Annotated in this window: 23 protein-coding genes and 2 pseudogenes; 14 read left to right on the top strand and 11 right to left on the bottom strand. The window is 68.1% G+C overall.

Annotated features, from left to right (window positions below; translation table 11 throughout):
- Positions 1–176: 176 nt before the first annotated feature.
- The 7 genes and pseudogenes from BJF79_RS58685 to BJF79_RS06285 all read right to left on the bottom strand — a co-directional run bounded on the left by BJF79_RS58685 (position 177) and on the right by BJF79_RS06285 (position 7,368).
- Positions 177–596: a hypothetical protein gene (locus BJF79_RS58685; protein WP_262401611.1), complete on the bottom strand. Its 420-nt coding sequence runs from the start codon at positions 594–596 to the stop codon at positions 177–179.
- A gap of 166 nt (positions 597–762) precedes the next feature.
- A pseudogene (locus BJF79_RS06310) lies at positions 763–2,349 on the bottom strand (hypothetical protein); the annotation flags it as partial.
- A 2-nt stretch (positions 2,350–2,351) separates the two neighbouring features.
- Entirely contained in the window at positions 2,352–3,551 is a 1,200-nt protein-coding gene (locus BJF79_RS06305; protein WP_075895432.1) for a hypothetical protein, read from the bottom strand.
- Positions 3,548–4,237: an HAD family hydrolase gene (locus BJF79_RS06300; protein ID WP_075895431.1), complete on the bottom strand. Its 690-nt coding sequence runs from the start codon at positions 4,235–4,237 to the stop codon at positions 3,548–3,550. The genes BJF79_RS06305 and BJF79_RS06300 overlap by 4 nt, the downstream gene beginning before the upstream one ends.
- Before the next feature lie 38 nt (positions 4,238–4,275).
- Positions 4,276–5,424, bottom strand: coding sequence for an enolase C-terminal domain-like protein (locus BJF79_RS06295; protein WP_075895430.1), 1,149 nt, complete (start codon positions 5,422–5,424; stop codon positions 4,276–4,278).
- Entirely contained in the window at positions 5,424–6,488 is a 1,065-nt protein-coding gene (locus BJF79_RS06290; protein WP_075895429.1) for a radical SAM protein, read from the bottom strand. Before BJF79_RS06290 ends, BJF79_RS06295 begins: the two co-directional genes overlap by 1 nt.
- A gap of 259 nt (positions 6,489–6,747) precedes the next feature.
- On the bottom strand, positions 6,748–7,368 hold the full coding sequence (locus BJF79_RS06285) for an ATP-binding protein (RefSeq protein WP_143219743.1): 621 nt from the start codon (positions 7,366–7,368) through the stop codon (positions 6,748–6,750).
- Positions 7,369–7,593: 225 nt separating this feature from the next.
- Here BJF79_RS06285 and BJF79_RS58680 point away from each other — a divergent pair, with 225 nt between their 5' ends.
- The gene (locus BJF79_RS58680; protein WP_262401608.1) at positions 7,594–8,223 is read left to right on the top strand and encodes an NAD-dependent epimerase/dehydratase family protein; all 630 of its coding nucleotides are present in this window, start codon (positions 7,594–7,596) and stop codon (positions 8,221–8,223) included.
- A complete protein-coding gene (locus BJF79_RS58675) occupies positions 8,181–8,621 on the top strand; it encodes a hypothetical protein (RefSeq protein ID WP_262401607.1) in 441 nt (146 codons plus the stop codon). The genes BJF79_RS58680 and BJF79_RS58675 overlap by 43 nt, the downstream gene beginning before the upstream one ends.
- Here the strand turns inward: BJF79_RS58675 and BJF79_RS06275 are convergent.
- The 3 genes from BJF79_RS06275 to BJF79_RS52860 form a co-directional block, all read right to left on the bottom strand.
- Positions 8,596–9,120, bottom strand: coding sequence for a GNAT family N-acetyltransferase (locus BJF79_RS06275; RefSeq protein WP_075895427.1), 525 nt, complete (start codon positions 9,118–9,120; stop codon positions 8,596–8,598). The two genes, BJF79_RS58675 and BJF79_RS06275, sit on opposite strands and share 26 nt — an antisense overlap.
- Positions 9,117–9,728 carry a hypothetical protein gene (locus BJF79_RS52865; protein ID WP_143219742.1) on the bottom strand — a complete coding sequence of 204 codons (612 nt, stop codon included), beginning with the start codon at positions 9,726–9,728 and terminating at the stop codon, positions 9,117–9,119. The genes BJF79_RS06275 and BJF79_RS52865 overlap by 4 nt, the downstream gene beginning before the upstream one ends.
- 143 nt (positions 9,729–9,871) lie before the next feature.
- Positions 9,872–10,468, bottom strand: a complete 597-nt coding sequence (locus BJF79_RS52860) for a hypothetical protein (RefSeq protein ID WP_143219741.1) — start codon at positions 10,466–10,468, stop codon at positions 9,872–9,874.
- A 270-nt stretch (positions 10,469–10,738) separates the two neighbouring features.
- Between BJF79_RS52860 and BJF79_RS52855 the strand changes: the two genes are divergently transcribed.
- The 11 genes and pseudogenes from BJF79_RS52855 to BJF79_RS06215 all read left to right on the top strand — a co-directional run bounded on the left by BJF79_RS52855 (position 10,739) and on the right by BJF79_RS06215 (position 19,524).
- Positions 10,739–11,017: a hypothetical protein gene (locus tag BJF79_RS52855; protein ID WP_143219740.1), complete on the top strand. Its 279-nt coding sequence runs from the start codon at positions 10,739–10,741 to the stop codon at positions 11,015–11,017.
- A gap of 125 nt (positions 11,018–11,142) precedes the next feature.
- Positions 11,143–12,633: a sensor histidine kinase gene (locus BJF79_RS06260; protein WP_075895425.1), complete on the top strand. Its 1,491-nt coding sequence runs from the start codon at positions 11,143–11,145 to the stop codon at positions 12,631–12,633.
- A gap of 74 nt (positions 12,634–12,707) precedes the next feature.
- Entirely contained in the window at positions 12,708–13,259 is a 552-nt protein-coding gene (locus BJF79_RS06255) for a roadblock/LC7 domain-containing protein (protein WP_083733207.1), read from the top strand.
- 189 nt (positions 13,260–13,448) lie between these two features.
- Positions 13,449–13,694: a DUF742 domain-containing protein gene (locus BJF79_RS06250; protein WP_410050057.1), complete on the top strand. Its 246-nt coding sequence runs from the start codon at positions 13,449–13,451 to the stop codon at positions 13,692–13,694.
- On the top strand, positions 13,675–14,292 hold the full coding sequence (locus tag BJF79_RS06245; protein ID WP_083733206.1) for an ATP/GTP-binding protein: 618 nt from the start codon (positions 13,675–13,677) through the stop codon (positions 14,290–14,292). The genes BJF79_RS06250 and BJF79_RS06245 overlap by 20 nt, the downstream gene beginning before the upstream one ends.
- Before the next feature lie 22 nt (positions 14,293–14,314).
- Positions 14,315–14,902 carry a GAF domain-containing protein gene (locus BJF79_RS06240; RefSeq protein ID WP_075895423.1) on the top strand — a complete coding sequence of 196 codons (588 nt, stop codon included), beginning with the start codon at positions 14,315–14,317 and terminating at the stop codon, positions 14,900–14,902.
- 72 nt (positions 14,903–14,974) lie between these two features.
- Positions 14,975–16,198 carry an acyl-CoA dehydrogenase family protein gene (locus BJF79_RS06235; protein WP_075895422.1) on the top strand — a complete coding sequence of 408 codons (1,224 nt, stop codon included), beginning with the start codon at positions 14,975–14,977 and terminating at the stop codon, positions 16,196–16,198.
- A 194-nt stretch (positions 16,199–16,392) separates the two neighbouring features.
- Positions 16,393–17,325, top strand: coding sequence for an SAM-dependent methyltransferase (locus BJF79_RS06230; RefSeq protein ID WP_075895421.1), 933 nt, complete (start codon positions 16,393–16,395; stop codon positions 17,323–17,325).
- Positions 17,326–17,354: 29 nt separating this feature from the next.
- Positions 17,355–17,537: pseudogene (locus BJF79_RS58670) on the top strand (helix-turn-helix domain-containing protein); the annotation flags it as partial.
- Positions 17,538–18,199: 662 nt separating this feature from the next.
- Positions 18,200–18,676, top strand: coding sequence for an HAD family hydrolase (locus BJF79_RS06220; protein WP_262401606.1), 477 nt, complete (start codon positions 18,200–18,202; stop codon positions 18,674–18,676).
- Entirely contained in the window at positions 18,673–19,524 is an 852-nt protein-coding gene (locus BJF79_RS06215) for a hypothetical protein (protein ID WP_075895418.1), read from the top strand. Before BJF79_RS06220 ends, BJF79_RS06215 begins: the two co-directional genes overlap by 4 nt.
- Positions 19,525–19,662: 138 nt before the next feature.
- Here BJF79_RS06215 and BJF79_RS06210 read toward each other — a convergent pair whose 3' ends face one another.
- Positions 19,663–20,319, bottom strand: a complete 657-nt coding sequence (locus BJF79_RS06210) for a BTAD domain-containing putative transcriptional regulator (RefSeq protein WP_075895417.1) — start codon at positions 20,317–20,319, stop codon at positions 19,663–19,665.
- Between the two features lie 467 nt (positions 20,320–20,786).
- Between BJF79_RS06210 and BJF79_RS58665 the strand changes: the two genes are divergently transcribed.
- A complete protein-coding gene (locus BJF79_RS58665) occupies positions 20,787–21,161 on the top strand; it encodes a hypothetical protein (protein WP_262401605.1) in 375 nt (124 codons plus the stop codon).
- The last annotated feature ends 1,484 nt before the right edge of the window (positions 21,162–22,645 follow it).

Raw genomic sequence — 22,645 nt, 5'->3', positions numbered from 1 at the left:
CTTGTTGTCGGCGCTGCGGTCCCGTCCGGCGGTGCGGTCGCTGTCTAGCAGCCGCATGGCGGCTGCGGCGGCCTGCTCGCGCCATTGGTGGGTGATCACGTCGCGCAGGACGACGTAGCCGTCCCGGTTGAAGGCGTCCAGGACGGCCTGGTCGGGCGGGGTAGCCGTGTCGAGGGTCATGGGCGGTGCTCCTTGAGCATGATGGTGGCCTGGGCGGCGAGTGCGGCGGCGGAAAGCCCGCAGTGGTCCAGCAACCCCTCGGGTGTGGTGGGGCGGCCGGGTTCCCGGTATCCGACGACGTGGAAGCGGCTGGTTTCCCCGCGCCCGGTGAGCAGGGTGCGGACGGCGCCGGCGTGGGTCGGGACGGCCATCAGCACTGGCGAGCGGGTGCTGAACAGGCTGGTGAACGCCTTCACGGACAGAGCGTAGGGCCAGGTCGGAGCGGGGCCGAGGACCGTGAGGTCGTTGATGTGCAAATAGCGGGTCTTGATGTGCGGGTGCGACGCGCGCAGCAGCGTTGCGGCGGCCGACAGTTCTCGAGCCGGGACGTCTCCGGCCGAGGCGAGGACGAGGTCGGGGTCGCCGTCGTGGGTCAGGTGCGGCCATATGGCGGCACCGGTGGTGAGCTCGTGAGAGACGGCCGGGTGGGACGTGGCCGGGGTGTTTGTCGGTGATGAGGAAGTTGACGCGGTCGCTTCCGGCCAGCATGGCCGCCAGGACGGCGGCGGCCCGCGTCGCGTCCGCCGGGGTGTAGACGTGTACGGAGCGGTCCTCGGTCTGCAGCATCGAGGAGACCAGCCCGGGGTTCTGGTGGGTGTAGGTGTTGCGCCACCCCAGCGAGGTGATCAGGTAGTTGACCGACGGCAGATCGCGCTGCCCGCTGGCGTGCTGCAGGCGCCGGTGCTTGAGATGCTGGGCCAGGACGCTGGTGTTGACGGGCGCGAACGCTTCGTAGGTGGCCAGCAACGCGTCTCGGCCGGTCTCGATGTAGCCCTGCAGCCAGCCGTGGCAGATCTCCTCGTTCAAGATCTCGACCGCCCAGGGCGGTCGCGAGCCGTCTGGCGACAGTTCCAGCCGATTCGAGGCGAGCTCGTCGGGGCTGAACAGGCGGAACGCCCCCTTCGAAGCGCGTTCCCGGATGACCGCGGAGACCACCGGCTGCGGCTCCCGGGCAAGCGGCGGGGTCTGCGAGCGGGGTGTCGGCGACTCGGCGGCGGGTCCGGTGAGGGCTTGGCAGACTAGGTCGCTGGGCTTTCCTTGGGCGGTGAGTAGCTCGGCGGGCCGGTAGGAGGCGAGCCAGTCCGCCAGCGCCGTGAACTCCGCATCGTTGTGACAGGGCTCTTTCAGCGGTGTCTTGTGAACAGCGGGGGTTCCCGCGATCTGCCGCCCAGCCACCTGCTGCGGTCCGGTGTGCCCCTTGGGCATGGTCAGCACGAGCATCGGATGCCGTCCGGCCTTACTGTCGGCGGTATCGATTGGACGCAGCCGTGCGAACGCATCCGATAGCAGCTGGCGGAAGCCCTGCAGGTCGGCGCCGTCGTGGATCAGCGGTTCATAGCCCAGGCCGGTGAAGTAGCCGCGTACCTCGTCCTGGCTCATGCCGGCCAGCAGCGAGGGACCGCCCATCTTCAACCCGTTGGCCAGCACCACCGGCAACACCGCACCGTGGGCTCCGCTGTCGACCAGCGCACGGCGCGCGAGCCAGGCCGCTGCGGTCGCGCCGGTCTCCAGTTCGCCGTCTCCGATCAGCGGGACAACCAGCCGGTGCGGAGCGTCCAGCACCATGCCTTGCGCGACGGCCAGCGCGGGACCGAGCTGCCCGCCGGTGTACCGCACGCCGGGGATGAGCGGGGTGATCTCCCCGCCGAACCGTTCCGTGTGCGGGAACCCGGCGATCAGGGCTTGCAGGTTGGACATCGACCAGCCCGGCGTCCGCCCGTCCGGCTCCAGAGTGCCGTTGAGGTAGGCGTGGGCAAGCGCGGACGGGCCTGCGTGTCCGGCGCCGTGCAGCACCAGCAACTCGGAGTCGGCGGGCCGTCGGGCGATGAGCGGGCCGAGGTGGGCGAGCATGAGGTTGACCGGTGGGCATACTCCCCAGTGCCCGCGCGGGGTCCGCTTGACGTCCGCCGTCGTCAGCGGCCGTGTGAGACGGGGGTTGTCGAGCAGGTAGAGCTGGGCGGCGCACAGATAGTTCAGCGCCCGCCAGCAGGCATCGATGGCCCGGTCGGAAACGTCTTGTTCGGCCTGGTCGGCGGCGTGGCTCCACTCAGGGAACCCCGCCAGCGACGCCTCGGAGCCAAGCACCGATGTCGGACGCGCTGCGGTACATGGTGTGGTGGCCGGGACCATGGTCACCTCCGGCTGCGGGTGGCCACCGCGTCGATGGCGGCGGTGATGCGGGCGGCGCGGATGTCGTCGGTGGCGGACTCGGTGATCAGGTGGAGCATTTGGTTCTGCTCGTGGGTGGGCAGCGCCGACCAATCCAGATCGGCCCGTTCCAGGGCTGCGGCCAGATCGTTCGGGACGCCGCGGGGCGATCTTGGGCGGATCGGCCGCAATGTGAGTGGGATGCCCATTTCCTGTGGGTCGCGTCCTCGACGGTTGCGCCCCTGGATTCCGGGGCGCTCTACGTTGACGGTCTTGTGGCTGATGGCGGCTTGGCCGTGCAGGGAGACGGCGACGACGGCGCGGGTGGCGCCGTCGGGAAAGGTCACCCGGAGTCGCGTACCGCGCAGGCCGTCCGGCCCCGCACACGGCAGCGCCAGCATGCTGCGTCCCCCGACGTCGATCGGCCGGGCCAGAACGTGCAGCGTCTGGTTTGAGGTCGGCAGCGGCAGAAGCGTGCTGCGGTTCCCGGGCAAGTGTGTGGGGGCGGGCATTGGAAGCTGGGTGACGGCGATAGTGCCGCCTTCGCCGCCGCTGGAGCGGCGGACGGCCTTGTGTGTGAACAAGCAGCGGTCCACCGCCGCGAGCAGCCGGTCGGTGAAGACGTGCTTCCAGCCCCCGGCGTGCGGATGCGGGGGGAGGTGATCGACGGATGCGAAGGTCAGCGCGAACGAGACGCTCACCGGTAGTTCGTTGGAGAGCCGGTCGGCGAGTTCGGTGACGGCCCGGTGGAAGGCGGTCGCGTCGTCCAGGGTGGCGGCGATGATGACCTCGTCGCCGCCGAAGGTTGCCGCGCATCCGGCCTCCCAGGGCTGCTGGTGGAACCATGAGCGTGTGACGGCCCCCAGCCGGGCCATCACCCGGTTCCCGGCCAGGTGCCCGTAGCAGTCCGGGTCGGTTGAGTTCGCCTGCTCGACGTGCTCCTTGAGCCCGTCGACGTCGCCGATCGCCAGCCCGGCGATGTTCCCACCGGTGAGGGCGGCGGTCAGCGCGCGGGGGATGTGGCTGTGGAAGTCGGGGAAGGCGACCAGGCCGGTTACCGCGTCCTCGCGGCTTCCGGCGCACCACCGGCGCAGCGGCAACTGCGCGGGATCGAACAACGGAACCGAACTCGCGAGCGGATCGCTGGGAGCAGAGGTCTGATCTGGGGTATCGGCCGGGTTCATCGGGGCGCCTCCGAGGTCATCGAGGTCATCGAGGTAACCGCTGCGGTCCTGTCGGGCAGGAGCAAGGGCAGGACGGTCAGCGTGTGCAGTCGAATGGTGCGAACCGGCAGCGGGCCACCGCACCTCTGGCGGTCCAGCCAGGCGGAGTGCCAACCGGCCGCATCGGCTCCGGCGGCATCCGCCCGCAGCGAGTCCCCGACGTGCAACAGCTGATCCGGCATGAGGCCGGCCGTGTACTCGACGGCGGCGAAGGCGGCGCGCTCGGGTTTGACCGCCCCGGTATCGGCCGAATAGACCACACCGTCCAGCAAGGGAGCCAAGTCCGTCGGCATCTGCTCCGGTATGGAAGAGCCGAGGCAGTTGGTGAGAGCGAACAGTGCCAAGCCCTGCCGCCGGAGCGCGGCGAGCATATCGGCGACGTCGGGGAACAGTTCGGGCTCGGCAGCCCGCCGCCGGGCCCGCTCCAGCACGTGGGTGAGCGAACCTGCCAGCTCGGGGCTGTCGAAGGCGGCGGCCAGGTCGTCGGCGAGGTCGGCGGGCTCGATCCTGCGGCGTTTGGCTTGGACCCCCATCACCCCGCGCGCTTCGGTCAGGGAGATGCCCAGTACTCGGGCGACCTGCCCGGTGGTCGGTTCGACCTCCGGGCGTACCAGGGTGCCGCCCAAGTCGAAGCAGACTCCGCGCACCCGTGACCACAGGGGGCGGCGCCGAGCCGATTGAGCGATCACGGCGCGGTCACCTCCAGTACCGCCGCCTTCTCCGGCAGTCGAGGGATCTCGATGACCCCGGGAGCAGTCCGGACGGGTAGCAGCCCGCCCTCGACCTGCGCGGAAGCAGAGAAGATCTGCTGGCGCAACGGCTCGAGCGTCAGGTGCCATTCGACGGCGGGAATCGTGTCCCGGTAGCACGCCCCGGCCAGGGCCACGGCGGCGAGCAAATGGTTGCCGTGCGGGAAGGTCGCCATCCCGAGGTCCGCAGCGAGGTCGGTGATGTGCAACGAGCGGGCCAGCCCACCCGCCCAGCCCGGATCGACCTGCCAGACGTCCACGCTCCCGCCGGTCAGCAGATGGACCTGCTCGACCCCGTCCACAGCGTGCTCGCCCACTGCCAGCGGCACCCCCGCCCCGCGCAACCGGTGCCAGCCCGGCGAACCTGGCGGCAGCAGTTCCTCGGCGAACGCGACCTGGAGGTCCGCCAGGACGGGCAGTAGCCGCAGCGCCTCGTCCAGACGGCATCGGCCCAGCCCGTCAACGATGAGCTGGCCAGGTCCCGCGGCCTCGTGCAACGGTGCGAGCGCTGCGGCGACCGCGCGTGGGCCGGCGAGAATCAGCGGCTTGGTCAGCGGCCACTTCTGCCCCCAGAACCCGGCATCGCTGATCCAAGCCGCGGCGTCCGTAGCTGCTGCGTGGGTGGGGTCCAATCCGAGCGCGGAAGCGTAGGCCGGAACGGCGGGGCGGATGGTTCCGCCCAGCAGTTCGGTCACGCTCGCCTTGGTGGCGCGGGAGGCTAGATCCCAGCAGGCTAATTCGACCGCAGAGTCGGCCTGCCGGGCGTGTGCTCCCCTGCGGTGCCGCCCGGTCCTGCGGCGGTAGGGCAGGCGGCGTGGTGCGGCCGTATCGTGCCCGATCAGCCCGGCGGCCACGTCGTCGACGATGATCCGCATGACGGCCTCACCGACCGGGGCGTGCCACCCAGAGATCTCCTCACCGACGAGTTCGAGGGCGAACCGAGTGCGGTGCTCGGCCCAAGCCGGTCCCGCCGGTGGATGTACTGCCGCTGCGGCGACCGGCTCGGGGAGGCCGGGCGGAAGCCCTGCGGGCTGTGCTGGCAGTCGCCACACACGAACCGCGCGGATCACGGTGGGCGCCGTCATCAGATCTTCGCCCCCGCCAGCTCTTCTCCGGCGAAGGTGAAACACCACGGGCTGCGGTAGTTCTGCCACCACTGCGGACGCAGACCGGTCGGAGCCAGCAGCTCCTCCAAGCGGCGCCGCATGGCCAGATGCCACTCGATCGTCTCCGCCCCGGGCGTCCGGTAAATGTCCATGAACGCGTTGTGGGCCTGGTAGGTCTGGAACCGCGGAAAGGTGGTGATGACCGGTACGAACTCCGTGAGGTGCTTGAGGGCGTCCTCGATCGGATCCAGGCCGACGATGTAGGTGAAGTCGGTGGTGATTCCCCGCTGCTGGGCTCGCCCGAGGGTAGTGGTCATCTCGGCCGGGGTGAATTTGGCCTTGGACTCCTTGAGGATCTGTCGTCGCTCGGTGAAGCACTCGGCGGTCAGGGTGAGGTGGAACGGGCCCAGACCGGCGGCGGCGTCCATCCCCTCCTCGCTGGTCAGCACCGAGGACAGGAAGTGCAGGGTGCCAGTGCAGTCGTTCGCGGACATGGCGGCGCGGACCTCGGCGAGGTGGTCGAGGGCGAGGTGCTCGTGCAGGAAGCAGCCGGTGCAGACCGTCACCGTCTGCACCGCCGACAGGTTCTGCATTCCGGAGCTGTCGGCTAGTGCCGCCAGGTAGCCCGGCAGATCCAGGGCCTTGATCTGGGGGTCGGAGGCGTCCTCGAGGGTGTTGGGGCAGAACACGCAGCCGGTGCACTGGCTGCGGGCGTTGGAGTTGAGGGTGAGCACGCTGGTGCCGTTGCGCCAGTAGCCCAGCACCGCGTCGTCGTCCTCGATGCCGTCGATCTCGCCGACTCTTTCGCCGTTCAGTCGCAGTTCGCGCTCGTCCAGTTCGAACGGTGAGTCCTGGCGTCCGAGCGAAAGGATCAGGAACAGCGGCGTGTCGGGACGGGAGTCCAACCGCAACTGGAACCGCATACGGGGCTTGGGGAGCGTCGACCGGGCACCGGAGGCGTTCAATGCGATCAACAGCACGTCCTCGGGGTTGATGTTCCACCCGCGGGCCACCTGTTGAAGGTGGCGGACCGATTCGAGCATCAGCTATGCCCTTTCTCGTGGTGGGAGTGAAGACCGGGTGAGCTCCGGAGTGCACGCTGAAGGCGACCGCGTCAGCTTTGGCCGAGAACGGGAGCCCGACTGCCAGGTTGAGGAGCAGCGGCGTTGCGATTGGGCGCGACCGTCGCATGCATGAAGTGGTCGGCGTAGTGGCTCGAGTGGCGCGGGAGCCACGCCGCCTGAGGTGACGACCACTGATAGCGGTCCGGGGGCTGGCCCGCTTGGGGCAAGATGCCCTTCTTCATCGGTTGTTTCGTGGGGCCAGAGCCTGGGGCGAGTCGGCTCGCGCTGCGCTCGGCATCACCGAGTTTGTGACCGAACCGCTGTTATCGGGGAGGGCGAAGGCCACCGCTTTGCCGGGGAGCCCGGTGGTGTGCATCACGGTGGTGAACGCTCCGCATCGACCACGGGATAGCCGGTGCACGATCGCGAGCCCGCGGCCGTTCTCCTGCGGAGGGTCTTCGATGTTCACCGGATCACCAGGCTCGGCATTCGGATCGAGCTTGGCGAACATCTGCGGGATACCGGCGAGACGTTCATCCGCGTCGATCACCTCGCACCACACCGGTTGGCCGGCGGCCAGGACGATGCGCAGTTCGTACGGTCCGAAGGAGTGGGTGTCGGCGTTCGCGGCCAGCTCGCTGACGGCCAGTTCGGCGTCCGTGATCCCGGATTCGCTCACGTCGGCGCTCTCCAGCACCTCGCGGACGAGGGCCCTGGCTCGCTGTCCGGCCCGGCCGTCGGGCAGGACGTGCACGATCAAACCGCGCTCCGTATCGGAGCCTTCGGTCGGCTCGGTGAGATCATCGTCAGCGCGCGACCACGCCTCGAGGGCGGGAAGCCCGCTTTCTACCTGGGTCATGGTCACACCTCCTCTACGTTGTCGCGGGCCGCAGTCGTGAGCGGGTCACCTCAGTGGACCAGCTCTACGCATTCGCGCGGCAGCGGAGCGCGACGTGAACGTCGTGAAGCTGTCGGACCATCCCGTGAAGGCCGTGAACGTAGCCTGTCGCCGTGCTGGGCGCTTTATCTACCGCGGTCCTGCCGCAGTCGCAGAGGTCGTGCGCGACCATGTTTCAATGGCGCCATGCGATTGCTGATCGTGGGTGGATCCTGGTTTGTCGGGCGGGAGATTGTTTCCGCCGCAATCAGCCAAGGTGCCGAGGTCACGGTTTTCAACCGGGGACGTTCCGGTTGCGTGCTGCCCGGTGTTGATTTCGTTCAGGGTGACTGGGAGAACCAGGAGGACCTTTCTCGGCTGGCCGAACATGGTCCGTGGGACGCCGTGCTGGATGTGGCGGGATCGGTACCTGCCGTCGTGCGTGACGTCGCGCGAGCACTGGTGCCGGTGACCGGACGCTACGCCTTCATGTCCACGATCTCGGCCTATCGGGACTGGCCGTACGAGCCCGTCAGTGAAGCATCACCAGTCTGGGCCGCGGACCCCGACCACGACCCGGGAACACGTCAGTGGGATCCGGATGCCTACGGTCCCTTGAAAGCCGGGTGCGAGACGGCGATCCAGCGCGAATTCGGGGACGAGGTGCTGACCATCCGACCACATGTTGTGCTCGGGCCATACGAGTACGTGGGGCGTCTGCCCTGGTGGTTGCGGCGGACTGCTCGGGGTGGACGGGTATTGGCGCGGCGCCGGCCGAACGAGGCTTTCAGCCCGTGGACGTCCGCGATCTCGCAGAGTTCACCGTCGATCGGGTGATACAGGGAGATACCGGAGTCTTTAATGTCGCCTCTCCCATTGATAGGGACAGCTATGGTGACTTCTTGGCTGCTTGCGCGGAAGTGACCGGCTCCTCGGCCGAGTTCGTCTGGGTAGATGAGCAGTGGCTCGTGGAGCAAGGCGTCGTGCAGTGGACGGAGCTTCCGCTCTGGCGGGCGCTGCCGACGGCCTGGAGCATGGACACCCGCCGTGCCCAGGCCGCAGGTTTCCGCGCCCGGCCGCTGCTGGACACGGTGCATGACACGTGGGCGTGGCTGGAAGCGGGTGGGCGTCCGGTGGAACATGAGCGGTTCGCGGAGCACGGGATCGATTCCCTGCGAGAAGAGCGGCTGTTGGCGGAGTGGGAGCAGGTCAACTCCCGGCTACGAGCTCCTTGACGAAGGCCCGGTTGATTTCGGGGTCCCGGTAATCGGTGGCGTATCGCGACCGCGGTCGGTACCCAGCTCCGGTGTACAGGGCGAGCGCGGCGGTGTTCCGAACACCGGTCTCGAGGATCGCTGACTGAAACCCAGCATGAGCCGCATGCCATTCGAGCTCGTTGAGAATCAGGCGACCAAGGCCGCTGCCCCGTAGCTCCGGAAACGCATACATCTTCTTGATCTCGATCGTCCTCGTCTCGAGATCATGTGTCCGGTAGCCGCCGCATGCGACCGGCGTTTCGCCCTGGTACGCGACGAGGAACAACCCCTCGGGCGGGGTGTACGCCGCAGGCGCTGCGGCTTCGACGGGGTCGGCGTAGCCGTAGCGCTCCACCTGGTCGTCGAAGAGGGCACGGACGAGATGAACGGCGTCCGGATGGTCGTATGGACGCCGCCGAAGGCTTACCTTGCGAGGACCGGAGGTCGGACCTGAGACGCGGGGACCGCTGTTGATCATGTTCGAGGTAGTACTGAGTCGAGTTCCGGTAGGAAGTCCGAGACTACCTCGGAGCGTTGTCGTCGAGCGAAGGCCGGGCGGAGCGCCCGCAGATAGGTGATACCGCGGATGGACTGGACCTCGCGAAGTCGTGTCAGGGCAGCTCTCGCGGTGTGTACCGCGGCGTCGAGGTCACCATGCATGAGGTGCGCCTTGGTGAGGAACGAACCGTGCAGGAGAGCTGACCGTGGATAGTCCGGCCGGGCTCCGATCTCAGATATTGGAGTGAGAAGCTCGATGGCCTCGCGCAACAGCGCCTTGCGCCCGACCGGCGTTCGTTCGGCGAGCACGATGAGCGCCTGGCCCGCTTCTGCGGTCAGCTGCTCTGGTTCCAGGTAGTAGATGTAGGAAGGCGCGTTACCCGGGGGATGTCTGTCCAGCAGGGTTCGGGCCTTGTCTGATGCCACCCGGAAGCCGGCCAGATCACCGGCGGCGGCGCAGGCGGTTGCTTTTCTGCCGTGGATGCGTGCCTGGAGCACCGGGACGTTAGGGCAGGAGTGTTCGGCGGCTGCGGAGATGTTGACCGCTTCGGGGCCGTGGTCGGCGAAGGCTGAGACGTAGGACAACATGCCGATGGCGTTCGCTGCGCGACCGTGCTCGCCCAACCCTCTGGCCACCAGCTCGCTCAGTAGCAGGTACCGCTCTGCGGCGCCGCGGCGCCCAGCGTCGAAATGAACCCAGCCGACGAGTTGGGCGAGGTCGGTCAGGATCGTCAGGAGTTGCCTGCCGACGGACGGCTCGTAGTCGGCCGAGCGGACGAGGTCGAGGACGGTCCGGAGTTGCCTGTGATGTAGCGCAGGCTCAGCGCTCCGCCGCCATGCCGATCATCCAGCTTGCGCAGGGCTGTGACGTGGGCGGCGATGACGTCAACCTGGGGCTGGAGTACGTGCTCGCGGTGCAATGTTCCCGGCGTCGTCCAGCGCAATGTGGTGTGCAAGCCCTGATGGACGGCGGCGGCGAGGTCGGCGCCGTTCGCTGGCGTCACGTCTGTGTTCGAGCCGGCGCTGGATGCGGCGAGTTCGTCGAGCGCGGCCAGCGGCGCGTCCATCGTCTCGAAGCTGCCCAGTTCATTTGCTGCGGTAAGCGAACTGGGGGCGGTGGTTCGGTGAGCGGGCCAAAGTTCATCGACGGTGATCGGGGAACCGAGTTTCTCGGACAGGACGGCGGCGGCGACGGAGGGGATGGGGGCGTAGGGCTTGTACCCATGGCGCACCCATGAGTAGGGCGCGGTGACGTCGATCCGCTTGCCGCTGAGATTTCTGCCGTCCAGCCATCGGTTGATCTCGGTAGCGAGCTGTCGCGGATTCATTCCGGCTCGTTCGAGCGCGGAAGTTAGTGCCGATGGTTCCTCGGGCATCCCGGACCTCCCAGCCACTGGCATCCCTCGGGACGGTAGCTCCACAACGGTGGCAGATGAAGCAACCGACGGGTGCGTTCCGGTCGACCTTCACGACCTTCACGGGATGGTCTGAGAGCTTCACGACGTTCACGTCGCGCTCCGCTGCCGCGTGATTGCGCAGAACTGGTCCACTGAGGTGGACCCGCTCGCGACCCGCAACAACGTGGAGGAGGTGTGACCATGACCCAGGTAGAAAGCGGACTTCCCGCCCTCGAGGCGTGGTCGCGCGCTGACGATAATCTCACCAAGCCGACCGAAGGCTCCGATTGGGAGCGCGGTTTGATCGTGCACGTCCTGCCCGACGGACGGGCCGGACGGCGAGCCAGGGCCTTCGCCTGTGCGGTGCCGGAGAGCGCTGGCGTCGGCGAGCACGGGACCACGGACGCGGGACTGACCGTCATCGAGCGAGCGGCACATCGGAGGCTCGATCTGCCCACGTTCTCTGGAGCGGTGCGATGACCACCTCTGCCTCCACTGCTAGTGCTTGGTGCGGCGGCACTCCGCCGCCCCGGCAATCCGCACACGCGCACGAACTGGTGCGTTACCTCACTGCCCGAGGAGTTTGTGCCTCGGCGACGCCGCATATGGGGAACCCGGCCGACGCGGTGGCGGTGTCGGCGCAACGAGTCGATGTCCATCCCCACATCGGCCGCATGGTGGTGCTGTTGCCGGGCCCGTGTGATGCGGACAGTTTGTTCTGGCATTGGCAGCGCCCCTACTCCGATCGGCAATGGATGGGATTGCATTGGTTCCAGCCGTTTCACCCTGCTACCGAGCCCGACAGGGCCGCAGACGTCATCGCTGCCGCGATCGACGCCGACGTGCGCGCGCATGCCCGTTCGGCGCATGTACCGACGGAGAGGAGTGACGCCGAGTTCGAGCGGGAGGTCCTCGCCCGTATGGGGCGGCCGCTGCATCTGCTGGTCTACCGGATTCTGGAGTCGCTGGACTCGGTGGAAAGGCAGGTGGAGGACACCGTCCTGTTGCACGAGTTGTTCAAGATCGACCATCTGACGACGCGGACGCTGCGGGGGCTGGAGCGGCTGGCGGTGTTAGGTGGGGCAACAGCTCGGCAGGTGAACGCGCCGCTGAAGTTGGCGACAGCGATGCGGCAGGCGGTGGCTCAGATCGAGCACTATCCCCGCGTGCGAGTGAAGGTGCCGCCTGCGCAGGTGGATGCGGACCTGCCCGGCTATGCCGGGCCGGAGATCACGTTGCTGCTGGCCGAGTTGGTGGAGAACGCCGCCAAATTCTCCCCACCCGACACCACGGTGCAGATGGCGGCGGTTCCGACACCGTCCGGGGTGAGCATTGAGGTCGCTGACAAGGGGCTACCGATGTCGGCGGACACCTACGCGACGTTGAACCGGTTGCTGGCCACGCCGGACACCGTGCGCCTGCACGATCAGATCGTTGCGGGGCCGATCGGGCTGCTGGTGGCGTCCCGGCTGGCGCAACGCCACCGGGTTCAGGTCACGCTGTACCCGGCCGAACCGCACGGGACGCGCGCCGTGGTTGCCCTTCCGGCCGACCTGCTCCTGAGGCAACGACCGGGTGCTGTCGCCGAACCGGTTTCCCTTTCTCCCTCGGCGCCAATGGGCGGGGGGAAGACGCCCGGAGTGGTCACTGACCGGCACCTTGCACAGCGGGTCGCCCCCCTACCCAGCGCATCCTTCGCACCATCCTCGGGTCAGCCGGTGGTCCCGGGCGAGGCATCGGCGATGCGTCGGAGCAGCGTCGGCACCGAGGCGTCGCCCAGCTTTGACAGCGGTGGGAAGCATCCAGCACTTCCCCGGCGCCGTCGAAGGAGCAAAGCGGAGTACTCCGCGGATGGCGTTGCGGCCGATGCCGCCGCTGACCCGCGTAGCGCTGCGAGCTGGAGTCCTCGCGACCACCAACAACCGAACACGGGAGTGCGAGGCCCGGTCGCCGGCCTGCTGGCCGACTTTGCATATGCATCCCGACTCCGCGCCCAGGGCGAGGTCAGCGCCGACCCAGAGCCTGCGAACCGGAGTTCCTTCAACGGTGGCCTGGCTAGGTCGTCCGATCCGTCGACCGCGTATCTACCGGATTGATCCGCGCGACCACATCCTCGGGCCGACCGGCCCGCTTCTTCCTGCATCCGCCGACGCCCACCAGGAGACTCCCAATGTCGATGTCCCCGACTTCTCCCGCGTCACCTCCGACCACGGCACTCTCATCCGGCGTTCGCGATGCCACGACGGGCCAAGCAAGTCAGAACCTGGGGTGGCTACTACAGGACTTCCTCGCCCAGGTACCCGGCACCCAAGGTGCGTTCCTGGTGGCCCGGGACGGGTTGGTGCTGGCGGCAGCGGGTCTGTCCGCCGACGAGGCCGACCGCGCCGCTGCAGTGGCCGCTGCGCTGTACTCCACCGGAGAAGCCGCCGGAGCGATCACTTTCCGGCCCGCCGGTGCCGTCCAGCAGATCATTGTCCAGCACGACACTCGGTACACGATCTTGATGAGCACTCCGGACCACCACGTCGAGAGTTCTGTGGCGGTCGGTTGCGTACTGGGCGTGCTGGCCGGGGCCGACGCGCATACCGGTTTGGTCGGGAACCGGATGGCCGCCATGGTCGTGAGCGTCGCCGAGCACATGGTCACCGCGGCCCGCACCACGCCCCCTAGCTCGACTTCCGATGCTACGGACGTCGTCGGAGGACACAGCGATGAGCGGTAACTCCCGCAGCGCCGTCCACTCCCTCGGCCGACCAACCGGCGGGACGCACGCAGTCGCCAGGCCATGGGTCGATCAGGACGTGCAGCAGGTCCGCCCCTACGTGGTCGCCGACGGCCGCACCCGGCCCCGACATCAGATGGCGCTGGACACGATGCTCACCGCCGCCCGCGCGCGCAGGGGCGGACCTGGGTGCCCGAAGCCGCGCACGCTCTCGAGTTGTGCCGCGCGCAGAGCCGCTCGGTTGCCGAGATCGCTGCCGCCATCGAACAGCCGGTCCTGGTCACCAAAACTTTGCTGTCGGACCTGATCGACGCTGGCGCCGTAATCATCGAGATGCCCGCCGTACGGCCGGATCTCGGCACCGGCCGCCCGAGCCCGCACCTGCTGCGGGCATTGCTGGAGGGGCTAGAAGCTCATGACTTCGCCGTCGCCTGAACCACCATCCCTCGAGCCCGCGCTGCAGCACCCTGATGACGCGGGCGGGCGCTTGGCACTGAAGATCCTCATCGCGGGCGGTTTCGGGGCAGGCAAGACGACGCTGGTCGGCGCCATCAGCGAGATCCCGCCGCTGACCACCGAGGAGCGCCTGACGACCGCCGGAGAGGGCATCGACTCCCTGACCGGAGTGGAACGCAAGACGACCACGACGGTGTCGCTCGACTTCGGTCGCCGTACCTTCACCCGGCCACTGCCGATGACGCTGCTGCTGTTCGGCACGCCTGGCCAGGACCGGTTCGGATTCCTGTGGGACGAACTGGCCTTCGGTGCGGTCGGCGGTGTCGTCTTGGTCGACACCCGCAGACTGGAACACGCCTTCGGCGCTCTGGATTTCTTCGAGGAACGCGACGTGCCTTTCGTCGTGGCGGCCAACCAGTTCGACGGCGCCGCCCACTGCTACGCCGCCGATGAAATCCGCAACGCCCTCGACATCGACACTGCCGTGCCGATGGTGGACTGCGACGCCCGCGACCCCAGCTCGGTCGTCACCGTGCTGACCAGCCTGGTCCGCCACGCTCTCGCCACCCGCACCTGACCGTGCCTCCAGGAGCCCACCCATGCCTCTTCCCACCCCCACCGGCACCGGTTTCGACGCCGAGTTCCAGGCGCGAATCCAGCTACTGAACAACCTGAACCTCGGCGAGGTCGAGGATCGGTTCGACGCCTTCGCCACTGCCCTAGCCACTGCATTCGCTGCCCGGCTCGGCGAAGACGCCGAGGTTCCCTACGCCATGGTCAACCTGATCACACACGAGCAACAGTTCGTCGGGCTCCACTGCCCGGACGGCAAACCCACGGTCGGGCGGAGCATGTCCCGCGAGCACGGCTACTGCCCCGAAGTCGTCCAACGCCGAGGCGCCCTTGTCCTGCCCGACGTGTACGCCCACCCCCGCTTCGCTGCCAACGCCGTGGTCGACCAGATCGGAATCCGAACTTACGCTGGCGCTCCGCTGATCCACCGGCCCACCGGCACACTGCTGGGCACCGTCTGCGTCGTCGGTACCACCGGCCTTCCGCTCTCCACCGGCGAGCCTTCCCGCGAACTCATCAAAGACCACGCCGTCCGGCTGATGAACCTCATGGACCCCAGGAGCGGCCGGCAAGCGCGCCACACCGGCAGCAACACGCTTTCTGCGCCCGGCTGACGACCGCAACCAAAAGGGGGGACCGACCCGAGCAACTGCTGACTGCGATTCCACGAGGATTAGGGGACGTCTGTGATCGAGACCACCGACCACCAACGGCTTCGCCAGCAGGTCCGCGACTTCGCGGATGCTGAGGTCGCCCCTCGAGTCGCCGACATGGAAACCTGCGCCACCGCCGACACTGCCCTTCCTGCCCTTATCGCCCGCCAGGGGTGGATCGGAGTGACCATCCCCGCCGACTACGGCGGCATGGCTGGCGGGCACTTCGCCAAGACCATCATCATCGAGGAGCTGTCCCGGGTGTCGGGTACGGCGGGCGCCATCGCGCAGGCGTCCCAGCTCGGCGTCGCCAAAATTCTCCACTTCGGGACTGAGGAACAAAAGCAGCGGTGGCTGCCACCGATCGCCAGCGGCGACTGCCTGCCGACCATCGCGGTGACCGAGGAAGGCTCGGGCGGGCACGTGCTGGGCATGCGGACCACCGCTGCCCGTGACGGCGACCACTACGTCCTCAACGGCCGCAAGCAGTACGTCGGCAACAGCCATGTCGGCCACGTGCACGGCGTCGTCGCCTGCACAGGTGGTGACGGGGCTAAGGCCAACAGGGAGCTGTCAGCGTTTCTGGTCGAGGCGGACAGGCCCGGGGTCCGGCTCATTCCGCACCAGCGCACGATGGGGCTGCGGGGATTCTCCTTCGGTGACATCGTATTCGAGGACGTCCGGGTCCCGGCTACTCACCGGCTCGGTGCCGAGGGCGACGGCCTGGACGTCGCCTACTCCTCCAGCATCTTGTACGGGCGGCCCAATCTGGCCGCGGTCGCGCTTGGCATCCTGAGGGCCGCGGTCGAGGAGACCGTGTCGTTCAGCAAGCAGCGGCACCGCTACGGTCGGCCGCTGTCGCAACATCCGGTCATCATGCACAAGATCGGGGCGCTCGAACAGCGGCTGAACACCGCCCGCACCCTCGTTTACCAGGCTGTGCACCGCCTCGACCATGGCCAGCCCTGCGACCGCGAGTTGATCAACTCTAAGTATCACGCCGTCGAGGCCGCCATCGATTCCACTCGCGACGCGGTACGCATCCACGGTGCAGCGGGTTTACGCACCAACCGCCCCGTGGAGCGCCTCTACCGGGACGCGATCTGCACCGATGCGCCCGCCGGAACCAGGGACATCCAGCTCTACCGCCTCGCCGAAGCCGCTCTTGGTGTCGACCGCCCACAGTGGTCGGCGCGTTTCGCACGCTCGACCGCCCTGCACCCCCCAACCGAGGACGGGACCGTCCTGTCCGCTTGAGCACCGCCCGTCCCTCCCCGGGACCCCGCGCGGGGAGGGACGGGCGGCACCACACCACCTCGATATAGGAAAGACGCCAACGTCGATGACACACCACGATCGCCACCCACACGATCGATACCCGCGGGCGATCTCGGTGCGCCCGTTCACCGCGACCGGCCCGCTCGGCTACTCCGGCCGCGAGAGGCATTGAGATGCCGCGACGCTTCGACGACCTCCCCGAGTCCATCTTTGGCGAAATTCCCAGCAACCTGGCACGCGCTCTTGAGAACGCCCTGGCCGACTCGCCCATCGACACCTCGGTTCCGCACGCGGCGCGCGTGTGGAATCACTGGCTCGGCGGGAAGGACACCTACCCCACCGACCGGCATGCCGGTGATCTCGTCGCCGACCGCATCCCCGGCATCATCGACGCCGCCCTTCACGACCGCGCGTTCCTGGGCCGCGCCGTCCACCACGCAGCCCAGGCGGGCATCGCCCAGTTCCTCGACATCGGCACCGGCATGCCCGCCGTCGACAACACCCACCAGATCGCCCAGCGCACCGCAGTTGGTGCGCGGACCGTGTACGTCGATAACGACCCGCTCGTCCTGGCCCACGCACGCGCCCTGCTCACCGGCACCGGCGACGGCGTTGTCGACCACATCGACGCCGACATCCGCGACACCGGCACCATCCTCGCCCGGGCCGGCCGGGTCTTGGACTTCTCCCGGCCGGTCGCCCTGATGCTGCTCGGCGTGCTGAGCCACCTCGTCGACGACGCCGAAGCCCGTACCGCCGTGAACACCTTCGCTGACGCGCTCGCACCGGGCAGCCACGTCGTCATCGCCCACCCCACCGCCGAACTCCACGGCGACCTGCTACACGACTCCCTGCGGCTGCTGATGCAGATGGGCGCCGCGCCCGTCGTCGCCCGCACCCCCGCCCGGATCGCCGCGTTCTTCGATGGCCTGGACCTCCTGGAACCCGGAGTCGTGTCGTGTTCTCACTGGCGCCCGCCGCTCGGCCTGCAGGCGCCCGCCGTCCTGCAGTACTGCGGCGTCGCCCGAAAACCGGACCGACCGTCCCCAAGATCGGCACCGCAAACCCGCCCCATCGGACGGACCCTGACCACGCCCCAACGCTGAACGTGGACCATCCCACACCGAGGACATCAGTGAACGACCAAGTAAAACGCGGGAACTACTACACCCCGGCAGAGGTGGCTGCCCTATTCAGAGTCGACGCAAGAACAATCATCAGATGGGTGGACGAAGGGAAACTGTCCTGCATTCGCACGATGGGAGGGCATCGCCGCTATCCGGTGGATGAGATTAACGCGATGATCAACGGGGATGTCGGCGTGGCCCTCGAAGCGTGTGCCACGACGGGCGCACCGGAGACCACGCCGGAGCCGACGAGTGCCGCCCCTGCGCAACCGGCACCGCTCGACATGCCGCAGAGCCGCCCCGCGGACAACCCGCCCCTTCAACAGCCACGCGCCGAACGTGATCTCATCACGCTGGTCGACGACCACTTCGGCGGCAACCCCGTCGCTGCTCTCCTGGAACTGGCAGGCCGGTACGGGATCGCCATCGCCTACCTCGACCGGGCATGGTTCATTCGCCACATGCGGCGACCTCCGACCAGCGACGAATGGAAACGCATCGCCGCCGAACTCGATGACTTCTGCGCCGTCATCGACGACGATGCGATGACGAACTGGAATCCTATGCCGATGCGGTGCTGTACTCGGCCAATGTCGACCGGCATTACCCGTTGACGGATCGGGCGGATTCTCGTATGTGCGAGTCCCTGTCGAAGTCTCGCCCGTCGGGTGGCGGGTCCGGGATCTCGTAGAAGATTCGGGGGCCTGCCGGGGGCGAGTGTCCCTCGGTGCCTGCCGAGCGCTCCTGCGAACTCAAGGAATCGCTTATGAGCAGTGATCGCGACCTACGGGCCTTCCGGGCTGCCGCTCACGGAGGCCCCATCACCGACCTTGTCGTGGACTACGGTTCCACCTTGACCAGCAGAAGCGACCCGGTCGACCGCAGGCTCGGGATGCGGCCGGTGACCGCCGCCGCCGCAGCGACCCTCCGGGCCGCCGCCGCGACGGGCGTCCGGATCTCTCTGCTGTCCAACACCAGTCCCGGCCAAGACCGGCGGCGCGCTCTGCATACCGCCGGCCTTGCGGACCTTTTCGGCGACAGGGTCTTCCAGAGCCGGGAGCTGGGCATCGGCAAACCGGACGCAGCGATCTATGAGCATGTCCTCAGCATCCTCGATGTCGGCCGGGACCAGGTGCTGTGCTGCGGCAACAACCTCGCCAACGACGTGTACCCGGCGGTGCTGCTTGGGATCCGGGCCGTGCTGCTCGCAACGGGCCCGCCGAGCGGGCTGCCCGCCCGCGTCACGGTCATCACCGACATCACCGGGCTTGTCCGCCTACTCACCGGGACGTCCCCGACCCACACCGTCACGACCGGAGAGACGCGATGAGCGACCAGATGCTGACCGTCGCGACGCTCAACCTGCAGGACGGCCGCGAACTCCAAGCGCTACCGGAGCTCCTCGCCCAGATAGACACGCCGGTGGACCTGCTGTTCTTCCAAGAGGGCAAGAGATACGACGCCGATGGGCAATTCCTGCGGTACCGCGCCGAGGAACTGCTCGGTGACCTGGGGCTGCGCTCGTACCTGACCCCGAGCCAACGCGGATCCCTGCACGAACTCGTCTTCGCGCGGTGGCCGCGACTGCGACCCCGGCGGCACTACAAGCCCGGCATCCCCGGCGTTTTCCACGATCAGCACGGCATCATGCAATTTACTGCACCCGGCCTCGATCGCGTCCTCGTGGCCCGCTCCTTTCAGTGGGCACACTGGAACGGCGATGTCCGCCTGGACGAGGCCCAAAAGCTTACGCGATATGCCGCACCCGAGTTCGCCAGCGTCTTCGCCGGAGACTTCAACTCTTTGTGGCCGGACTGCCCGGGACACACCGAGTTCGAGCCGGACTGGCAGGAACTGCCCCCGCATAAACGCACCCACAAAACCCTGCCGCCCGGCATCCGCCCGAACGGCCGCCTACTCTCAGACCGGCGCGCCTTGACGCTGTGGGCAGAGGCCGGGTTCATCAGCGCCGCCTGCCTCGCGGGCGATATGACGGTCACGGTCAACGACCACGTTGACTACGGGCAGGGTGCCCACATCGATCACATCGTCACCAGTCCATGGCTCGCCCAGGCGATCGATCCTGACTCTTATCGGGTGCACGTTTCTGATCTCGGGAACCGCACCAGTGATCACCGCCTTGTGTCGGTACGGCTCCATCTCGACCGACTCGATTAGGGGGAGGGAGGGGAGGGGCGTGAATGATTTCCCGTGCGCTGATGAACAGCCGGGGTATCTCTCGTTACAAGCTCGAACAGCCGTCGGTGACTGCGTCCATGGCCTGGTCCAGGTTGTGGAGCCGCGCGCGTAAGGGCACTAATGAAGCGTATTGCCTGATTGGAGTGTTGTGAATAGCTGATGGGTTTGGGAGTCGGGTTCGGCGTCGAGATTGGTGAGGTGTTCTGTGAGGAGTCGGTAGGTGCGCTGGACGGCGTCGGGGCGTTCGAGGCGGGCTTGGAGTTGCATGATCGTTCGGTAAAGGGGTTCGGCGTAGGGGTCGTGGGTAATGGCGTGTTCGAGGGCGTGGAGGGCCTGTTCTGGGTGGGCCTCTTGGATGTGGTGGGCGAGGTCGGTGAGGGTGTCGAGGGTGGTGCGGCGTAGGTGTGTGCGGTGGGCTTGGGCCCATTCGTGAGTGAGGTCTTCGGCGAAGTGTCCGGTGTAGTGGGTGGTGAGTGTCTGGAGGAGTCGGAGGTGTTGGGCGTCGGTGGCGGCTTGGCGGGCTTGTGCGAGGGCGTGGGTGAGGTGTTCCAGGTCGATGTCGATGAGGTCGGAGTCGATCTGGTAGCGGTTGGAGGCTCGGACGATGAACATGGCCTCGCCGAGGCCGGTGGTGGTGCGCAGGACCTTGCGGGTGCTGCTGATGGCGGCCTGCAGGAGGGCACCGGCGGCGTCGGGTTGGTGGTCGGGCCATAGGGCGTCGATGCAGCGGTCGCGGGTGCTGCCGGACGGGTGCAGCGCGAGGTGGGCCAGCAACTCGCGGGCGTGCGGCGCAGGCCGGTGTTGATCGGCCCCTCGGAGGTGTGGAGTTGGACGGTGCCGAGGAGATGCAACTGGACGGGACGTTCCTTTGCAGCGCGTCGGGGAGACGGTGTGAGGGGAGCGACCTTGAGGTCGCGGCCGGAATCAGGGACTCGCTCGTCGGATGTTCGGGTGATGGTGACCGGAGTCGGCGCTGCGGTGTCGGGCTGTTCGGAAGTGGTGCCGGGTGCATCGGCGCCGGTGGCGGTGCACAGGGTGCGGAGCATCTCGTTGGCGTCGTTGGCGGTGAGATGGAACGGGCGCGTGCCGGTGAGCACGGGGGCGAGTGGGCCTTGGGCGTCGATGAGGGTGGCGTCGTCGCTGATGTGCAGGGTGGTCGTGATCGGTGTGGCTGCGGTTGGTGTGGTTGCCCTTGATGGGGTCGGTTGGGTTGTGAGGATGAGTGCGCCGATGCCGTAGCGGTGTCCGAGTTGCAGGAGTGCGTGGAGCGTGGGTGCGGTATGGGCGGGGACGGTGGTGGTGAGCAGCAGGGTGGGCAGGGGTTCGGCGGGGTCGGCGGCCCTGAGGGCGTTGATGTTGGGTTCGTCGAAGGTTTCCAGGAGGCGGGCGCGGCGCAGGATCTCTGTTTCCAGGTGGGTGATGGCCGCGTTCGTGGTCGGTGTGATCGTCAGTCCCGGCAGCGGATCGGCGGGGTCGGTGAGGCCGGGGTAGAGCGTGTGGACATCCGGCTGGGGGATGAGGAGTTCGGCGCGGTCACGGGACGCGCGGGCGAGGAGTTCGGTGGTGAGGGCTCGGGCGGCGGCGGGTGCGCCGTCGCCGGTGAGCGTGAGGCATAGCCCCGGGACCGGGACGGTGACGGGTTTGCCTGCGCGGGTTCCGATGGTGAGGTGCTCGGGGGCGGGGACGGTGCGGTCGTGTTGCACGAGGTCGGTGTCGGTGGGCACGGGGGTGTGGCTGTCGTCGTGGTGGGTGTAGGTGTCCAGGTGGGCTTTGCGGGCTTGGGCGACCGGGGGCGGGGCCGGTGTGTCGGTGGGGGCTGTTCGGCGGCGGCGGTGCAGGCGGGTGGCGGCCAAGGCGACGCTGAGGCGGCGGCCAGGCCGAGGCCGATGTAGGAGCCCGAACGCAGGGTGATGGCCGAGGTGGCGTCCGGCTCGTTTGATGCGTGCGGTGTCGATGGCGCCGACGGTGGTGTGGTCGGCCGCTGTGGTGGGGGCGCGACGACCGGGGCAGGGACCTTTGCGGGCGGTGAGGTTTTGGGGGACGCCTCCGCCGTGGGGGAGGTCGGGTGCTTGCTCGGGCGACTTGTGTCCTTGGCTTCGGGACCTGACGGAGGCGCGTGGGGGGTGGTGTCGGTGGGAGCTGTTCGGCGGTTTTCGTGCGGGGCCTGGGGTGTTCGCGGTTGTGGGGGGAGCCGCAGGCGCTGGCCGGGGTGCACTTGATCGGGGTGGATGAGGGGCGGGACACCGTCGGGTTGGTCGAGGTTCTGGTTGGCTTCGAAGATGGCGGGGTATCGGGTGCCGGAGCCGTAGGTGCGGCGGGCGATGCCCCACAGGGTGTCGCCCCCTTCGACGGTGTACGTTCGCTCGTCGCTCTGCTGGTTCTGCCCGGTGTCCGGGCGCGAGCCGCCGCGGGAGGCTTGCTCACCGTTCTGGGCACGGTCTTCTGAGTCCGGGCCCGCCGTGTCGTTGACCGGCGCGGGCTGGGACGGGCTGGGTGCGTGCGGTGAGGTGCGGGGTGTCGCGTCGGTTGTCGGGGAATGCAGCCCCGATGGGATGTGCGCGGCGGCGGGCGTGGTGAGGGCGGCGGTGGTGCTGAAGGCGAGTGTGGCGGTTGCGACCATGTCCCGGACGAGCAGCTGCAGCGGGCGGGACGGGGAAAAGACGGGGTGGAGCGTCCGGCGAGGTGACCGATCGTTTCGATGCAGGTGGCGAGGACGAACACCAGCCAGGCCGTCCAGCCCAGCAGGCGGACGGCGCCAAGGAACAGGCGCTGGTCGGTGTCGGGACTCATCAGCGTCGCGGTGAGTTCGTCCCAGGTCGGCAGCCGGTCCGGGACGGGCGATCCGGCGACGGCGTGCAGACCGATCGGGAACCCGATGAGCAGGACGGCGAAGAGCAACAGGGCGCCCAATCCGCGCAGAGTCTCGTTAGGGCGGGAACGCAATGATGTGGTCATGGCCGGTGTGGTCCTTGTACTCCGGTGGTCAGGTTCGCGGTGGCTGCGGCCTCAGCCTGCAGGTGGGTGATGCCGATGACCGGGAGGAACAGCGCGGGTTCGGTGATGATGACCTGGACGCGGATGGCGTGGGTGCCGATGGCGG

Source organism: Actinomadura sp. CNU-125, assembly GCF_001942465.1.
Lineage (GTDB): Bacteria > Actinomycetota > Actinomycetes > Streptosporangiales > Streptosporangiaceae > Spirillospora.
The sequence above is the reverse complement of the archived record's forward strand: the minus strand, read 5'-3'. Positions and strand labels throughout refer to the sequence as shown.

Coding starts and splice junctions, on each gene's coding strand:
- BJF79_RS06215 (WP_075895418.1), top strand. CDS start 18,673: ATGAGCGACCAGATGCTGACCGTCGCGACGCTCAACCTGCAGGACGGC.
- BJF79_RS06285 (WP_143219743.1), bottom strand. CDS start 7,368: ATGACCCAGGTAGAAAGCGGGCTTCCCGCCCTCGAGGCGTGGTCGCGC.
- BJF79_RS06290 (WP_075895429.1), bottom strand. CDS start 6,488: ATGCTCGAATCGGTCCGCCACCTTCAACAGGTGGCCCGCGGGTGGAAC.
- BJF79_RS06260 (WP_075895425.1), top strand. CDS start 11,143: ATGGGGAACCCGGCCGACGCGGTGGCGGTGTCGGCGCAACGAGTCGAT.
- BJF79_RS06240 (WP_075895423.1), top strand. CDS start 14,315: ATGCCTCTTCCCACCCCCACCGGCACCGGTTTCGACGCCGAGTTCCAG.
- BJF79_RS52865 (WP_143219742.1), bottom strand. CDS start 9,728: ATGTTGTCCTACGTCTCAGCCTTCGCCGACCACGGCCCCGAAGCGGTC.
- BJF79_RS06230 (WP_075895421.1), top strand. CDS start 16,393: ATGCCGCGACGCTTCGACGACCTCCCCGAGTCCATCTTTGGCGAAATT.
- BJF79_RS52860 (WP_143219741.1), bottom strand. CDS start 10,468: ATGAATCCGCGACAGCTCGCTACCGAGATCAACCGATGGCTGGACGGC.
- BJF79_RS06275 (WP_075895427.1), bottom strand. CDS start 9,120: ATGATCAACAGCGGTCCCCGCGTCTCAGGTCCGACCTCCGGTCCTCGC.
- BJF79_RS06245 (WP_083733206.1), top strand. CDS start 13,675: ATGACTTCGCCGTCGCCTGAACCACCATCCCTCGAGCCCGCGCTGCAG.
- BJF79_RS06295 (WP_075895430.1), bottom strand. CDS start 5,424: ATGACGGCGCCCACCGTGATCCGCGCGGTTCGTGTGTGGCGACTGCCA.
- BJF79_RS06305 (WP_075895432.1), bottom strand. CDS start 3,551: ATGAACCCGGCCGATACCCCAGATCAGACCTCTGCTCCCAGCGATCCG.
- BJF79_RS52855 (WP_143219740.1), top strand. CDS start 10,739: ATGACCCAGGTAGAAAGCGGACTTCCCGCCCTCGAGGCGTGGTCGCGC.
- BJF79_RS06255 (WP_083733207.1), top strand. CDS start 12,708: ATGTCGATGTCCCCGACTTCTCCCGCGTCACCTCCGACCACGGCACTC.
- BJF79_RS58680 (WP_262401608.1), top strand. CDS start 7,594: ATGCGATTGCTGATCGTGGGTGGATCCTGGTTTGTCGGGCGGGAGATT.